At 60.8% G+C, this 5,037-nt stretch carries 5 protein-coding genes; 3 read left to right on the top strand and 2 right to left on the bottom strand.

Translation table 11 applies throughout. From position 1 onward, the window contains the following. Both QOC89_RS19180 and QOC89_RS19175 read right to left on the bottom strand, forming a co-directional pair. The coding region (locus QOC89_RS19180) for a hypothetical protein (RefSeq protein ID WP_323046472.1) at positions 1-525 on the bottom strand (525 nt) is incomplete at its 3' end. 409 nt (positions 526-934) lie between these two features. Then, positions 935-1,996, bottom strand: coding sequence for a sigma-54 dependent transcriptional regulator (locus tag QOC89_RS19175; protein ID WP_323046471.1), 1,062 nt, complete (start codon positions 1,994-1,996; stop codon positions 935-937). A 379-nt stretch (positions 1,997-2,375) separates the two neighbouring features. On the opposite strand from QOC89_RS19175, the gene QOC89_RS19170 reads away from it, so the two are divergent. The 3 genes from QOC89_RS19170 (at position 2,376) to QOC89_RS19160 (ending at position 4,734) form a co-directional block, all read left to right on the top strand. Then, positions 2,376-2,693, top strand: a complete 318-nt coding sequence (locus QOC89_RS19170; RefSeq protein WP_323046470.1) for a DUF883 family protein — start codon at positions 2,376-2,378, stop codon at positions 2,691-2,693. A gap of 48 nt (positions 2,694-2,741) precedes the next feature. Next, a complete protein-coding gene (locus tag QOC89_RS19165; RefSeq protein WP_323046469.1) occupies positions 2,742-3,020 on the top strand; it encodes a hypothetical protein in 279 nt (92 codons plus the stop codon). 316 nt (positions 3,021-3,336) lie between these two features. After that, on the top strand, positions 3,337-4,734 hold the full coding sequence (locus QOC89_RS19160) for a sigma-54 dependent transcriptional regulator (protein ID WP_323046468.1): 1,398 nt from the start codon (positions 3,337-3,339) through the stop codon (positions 4,732-4,734). The last annotated feature ends 303 nt before the right edge of the window (positions 4,735-5,037 follow it).

The following is a 5,037-nucleotide window of genomic DNA, read 5'->3' as shown; positions in this document are numbered from 1 at the left end:
GACGTAGAACGCGCTGCTTGCAGGCACGTTCTTAGTGGCGATGTGGTCGACCGAAAAGACGATTTCCTTGCAGTCCAACGTGCCCGCGCTAATCGTTCGGCTGACGGTGACGCGGCCGTGTTCGTCGTCTTCGATCGGCACCGAGTGGACCACGCTCCACGGTGCGATGGCGCCGACGTCGAGCGGTCCGGCGATTTTCGCGATACCGTCCTGCGTATTCTTATGGACCACGCGCTCCGAGTACTGCACGCCGGCGCGCGCGGCGGCCACCGCGCCGAGACCGATGCCGGTGGCAACCGCCGCGTTGCTGGTCACTTGGGCCGCAAGCGCGGCGCCCGCGATACCGGCGCCGGCGGTGGCGCCTTCCGAATAGAGCGAACTACAGCCGCTCAATGCCGAAGAGATCGCCATGGCCAACGCGACGAGCGCCGTGATAGCCGGCCTTGCGCGTTGCGCTACGCCAGGCGCTTCGGATGCTTCGGCTGTTGGTTTTGCCCATCCGGCCCACACCATACTTTTTTGCATTTCCCTGTCTCTATTCCTGCAAGTGCCTTTCGTTCACACGCGATGCGGGCGGTAAACGGCGGGCACGTCTTTCTCACCGTTGCATTATGTGCTGCCGCATTTTGCAGGATGCCATTTGTAATTGGCAGTGGGAAAGTGCAAGCAATTGCAAAAAATAGTGCGGGACGAATCGGTTTCTGCTGAGCGGAAGCCGATTTTGATTGGTGGTGCGAAGGGATTAATTACGAGACGATGCATGCGGAGAAACGGTCATTTCCGCACAAAACGAACGCGCGACAGACGCACGAGAAGGCGCTAAAAGCAGATAGTCCGTACATCGGCGACACATGGGCAACACATGGGCAACACATGGGCAACGCACCGGCATCACCCGCTCACGCGAACGACCCACGTGAGCACCTGGCATGGCTTATTGTTCGGTATCTTCTTCCGCGCTTTCGTCGTCGCCGTATGCGCTCAAGCGGTTGTACAGCGTTTTCAGACTCACGCCGAGCGCCTTGGCTGCGCGCCGCTTGTCGCCGCCACAATATTTGAGCGTGCCGAGAATGATCTGCTTTTGCGCATCGGCGAGCGGCGTGCCGATCCAGACATTCATCGCGTCGCCCTGCGTCACCGGCTTTTTCACGCGCGACGCGAGATGCGGATGCGGCAGTTCGACCGTCTTCTCCGCGAGAATGAACGCGCGATACACCGCGTTTTTCAACTCGCGCACATTGCCCGGCCACGACCAGGTTCGCAATGTTTCGATCGACCGTTTGCTGAAGCTCTTGCTCGCGTTTTCCTGATGATTCAGCAACGCGAGGAAGTGTTGCGCGAGCAGTTCCCGATCATTCTCACGCTCGCGCAACGGCGGCGCGCGCAATGGAAAAACCGCCAGCCGGTACATCAGGTCTTCACGCAGACCGTTTTCCTTCACGGCTACCGCGGGATCGCGATTGGTCGCCGCAATCACGCGCACGTCGCCGCGAATCAGTTCGTTGCCGCCGACCCGGAAAAACGTGCCCGTCTCGAGCGCGCGCAGAAGTTTGACCTGGCGCACGGGCGCCATTTCAGTGATTTCGTCGAGGAACAGCGTGCCGCCGTTCGCGTGTTCGAAGTAGCCGACGCGTCCCTGGACCGCGCCGGTGAAGCTGCCTTTTTCATGGCCGAACAATTCGGCTTCGATGAGTTCGTCGGGAATCGCACCGCAGTTGACGGCGACAAACGGGGCGTCCTTGCGGCCACTTTTATCGTGAATCGTGCGGGCAATCAGTTCCTTGCCGGTGCCGGATTCGCCGATGACCAACGCGGTCGCGTCGGTGCTGGCGACGCGTTCGATCTGTTCGTAGAGATCGAGCATCACCGGCGACGAGCCGTACAGCAGCCCGTACGATTTCAGTCCCGCGATGCCGTCCGCGACGCGCTGCTTCGCCTGTGCTGAAGCAGTGCCGCCGGCGGAGACGGTGGGCGAGTCCAGATCGATTGACGCCATAAACGGGGGTCCTGTGCAAATGAGGTTCGGTGCTGCGGCGCGCAGGCCTTTGACGCGAGATGGACCAGTGCGGTCACTATCTCACAAAATTCGATTTAACCACTTCGACGCCGCTTCCTGCAATCCATGGGGCGGGTCGGCGAAAAGGTTCGGCGGCGGCCCGGCGCGCGTTCGGTCGAAAGTGCCTAAGCCGCTGGCCGCACGGGCTGAGACTGGCAAATTTACCGGGCACGTGGTTTGCGTCATCAACCCGACACGCGTGTGTTTTTGAACGTGTGCTTTTGAACGTCTTTGTTCGACGGGCGACCCGGAGTCGGTTCCGATCGTGCGCCGTGCCGGGCTGACACGCACACGCCGAATTCAGACATAGGAGTGAATGATGACTGACACCACGCAACAGCTTGCACTCGGCGGTCAGAAGATCGTCGACGATCTGAGGGTGCTGCTGACGGACTCGGAAGAGATGCTGCGGCTTGCCGCCAATGTGCCGGGCGAGGGCGTCGACGCGCTGCGCAACCGCCTGGGCGCGCATGTCGAAACGCTTCAATCGACGCTTGGCGATGCCCAGCGCAATGCGCAGCGGCGCTATCGGGCCGTGACCGTCAATACCGAACGCTACGTGCGCAGCAATCCGTGGCGCTCGATCGGGCTTGCCGCGGGCGTCGGCTTTTTGCTTGGCGTGCTGAGCGCGCGCTAACGCGCGAGGCTCGACGTCAATCCGCTTGCAATAACAAAGGAGTTCACGATGGGACGACCCAAAATTGGCATCTTCGGCGCGCTGATGGCTGTCGGCGGGTTTCTGGCGGTGCGCTATGTGCAGCGAAACCGCGCGGCGCGCATTCCGGCGGCGCGTGAATTGAGCCGCTGGGAAGACGAGGGCGGCGCAGTGGCGGCGCCGACTACGCCGTCCGGCAGCGGGACGGCCGCGAGCGCCGGCGCGTCCACGCCGGACGCGGCGCATGGCGCGAATGGCCCGGCGCATCCGAACGGGCACGGCGGCGCATGGCCGTTTCCGCGCAGTTAGGCGCAACGCTTGAAAGACGCTTGCGCGCGCCGTGTTGTCGATGTGAAACTTTGACGGCGGCGCTTCGCGGACATGACAAATTTGTCTCGTTAAAGCCGTATAATAGGCAAATAGACAACAATGCCGCAGTTCTCGGCGCGATTTCCGTGTCGATTGTTGCGGCATTGAAATAAGTCGAAGGATCGGCGCTGTTGTAAAAACGTTAGCGTGTGCTCAATCCGAGCGCATCGCGGCGCAGCGATATGCCGCCGGCCGGCTTTTTCAGCATGCGGTTTTGCATGCTTCCTCATTTACGCTTTCGGGCTTTCGAGACGCGATGCCACACGTACTGATTGTCGATGACGATGCCGGTACCCGCGAGGCGCTTTCCGCCATCATCGGGGAAGACGGTTTGACTACCGCCACTGCGGGCGATTTGCGCGAAGCGCGCATTCAACTGGTCCGGCAGATGCCGGACGTCGTCTTTACCGATCTGAAGCTGCCCGACGGCAGCGGAGTCGATCTGTTTGAAGATCTCGATCCGCGTTCCGGCGTGGAAGTGATCGTGATTACCGGCCATGCCACGGTGGAGTCGGCGGTCAACGCGCTGAAGATGGGCGCCACGGACTACCTGGTGAAACCGATCAACATGCAGCGGGTGAAGGCGATTCTGTCGCGGCTGCCGCGCGCCGGCGACCTGAAGGCGGAAATCGGCACGTTGCGCGGCGAGTTGCGGCGCATGGGCCGCTTCGGCCTGATGCTCGGCAATTCACCGGCCATGCAGGAGGTCTACGACCAGATCGGCCGCGTTGCGCCGACGGCGGCCTCGGTCATGTTGGTGGGCGAGTCAGGCACCGGCAAGGAAGTGGCCGCTCAGACACTGCACCAGCTCAGCTTGCGCCGCAAACACGCTTTCCTCGCGGTGAACTGCGGTGCGATCTCGCCGAACCTGATCGAGTCGGAAATGTTCGGTCACGAGCGCGGCTCGTTCACCGGTGCGGACCGTCAGCACAAAGGTTATTTCGAACGCGCGAACGGCGGCACGCTGTTTCTCGACGAAATCACCGAAATGCCGATTGAGTTGCAGGTGAAACTACTGCGCGTGCTGGAAACCGGCATGTTCATGCGGGTCGGCACGACCAAGGAAATCGAAACGGACGTGCGACTGATCGCGGCGACCAACCGCGATCCGGAGCAGGCGGTGCTGGAAGGCAAGTTGCGGCTTGATTTGTACCATCGTCTGAACGTGTTTCCGATCAGCTTGCCGCCGCTGCGCGACCGGGGTAAGGATGTGGAATTACTGGCGCAGGCGTTTCTTGACGAACTGAACGAGCGTCATAGCACGAAGAAGCATTTCCCGGCGGCGGTGAAGGAAATGCTGATGTCGTATCCCTGGCCGGGCAATGTGCGCGAGTTGAAGAACTACGTGCAGCGCGCACACATCATGTCGGGTTCGGACTCGGATAGTACGGCGACGGTGCCATTGCAGATCACCTTGTCGAAGCCGGCGGCGGGGACGGCGATCACGATTCCGTTTGGGACTTCGCTTGCCGAGGCTGACCGTCAGTTGATATTGGCCACGCTTGAGCAGTGCGGTGGTGTGAAGACGCGGGCTGCTGAGATTCTTGGTATCAGTCTTAAGACTTTGTATAACCGGCTGGTTGAGTATGGGAATGACGCGCGTGATGATGATGCCGCTGAGGAGGCGCGGGCTTTGAAGGGGGCGGATGTTTAGGTTTTTTGCCTTCGGGCTTTTTTTGATATTGGGTGCCTGCACGGCGCTTGGTTGTGTGCCTGCGGTGTTGGCCTTTTTTCTTGAACTGGTTGCCTGCGGAGCGCTTATTCGTCTGTATGCCTGCGGCGTTGGCCTTTCCTTGATTTCTTATCGGTCTATTAGCGTCGCCCCTGTGGTGGGCGGGCACCTACTTCTCTTTGCCGCCGTGTATGGACCGGAGACATGGGTAACAGGTGTGCGGGGACATGGGTAACACATGATCCGCTCATTCCTGCTGGTTCAGGTTGATGGTTCCGAAACGGT

Origin of the sequence: Paraburkholderia sp., assembly GCF_034668105.1 — a bacterium.
Lineage (GTDB): Bacteria > Pseudomonadota > Gammaproteobacteria > Burkholderiales > Burkholderiaceae > Paraburkholderia.
The sequence above is the reverse complement of the archived record's forward strand: the minus strand, read 5'-3'. Positions and strand labels throughout refer to the sequence as shown.

Excerpts from the sequence above, each read along its gene's own strand:
- QOC89_RS19175 (WP_323046471.1), bottom strand. The coding sequence starts at position 1,996 with ATGGCGTCAATCGATCTGGACTCGCCCACCGTCTCCGCCGGCGGCACT.
- QOC89_RS19170 (WP_323046470.1), top strand. The coding sequence starts at position 2,376 with ATGACTGACACCACGCAACAGCTTGCACTCGGCGGTCAGAAGATCGTC.
- QOC89_RS19165 (WP_323046469.1), top strand. The coding sequence starts at position 2,742 with ATGGGACGACCCAAAATTGGCATCTTCGGCGCGCTGATGGCTGTCGGC.
- QOC89_RS19160 (WP_323046468.1), top strand. The coding sequence starts at position 3,337 with ATGCCACACGTACTGATTGTCGATGACGATGCCGGTACCCGCGAGGCG.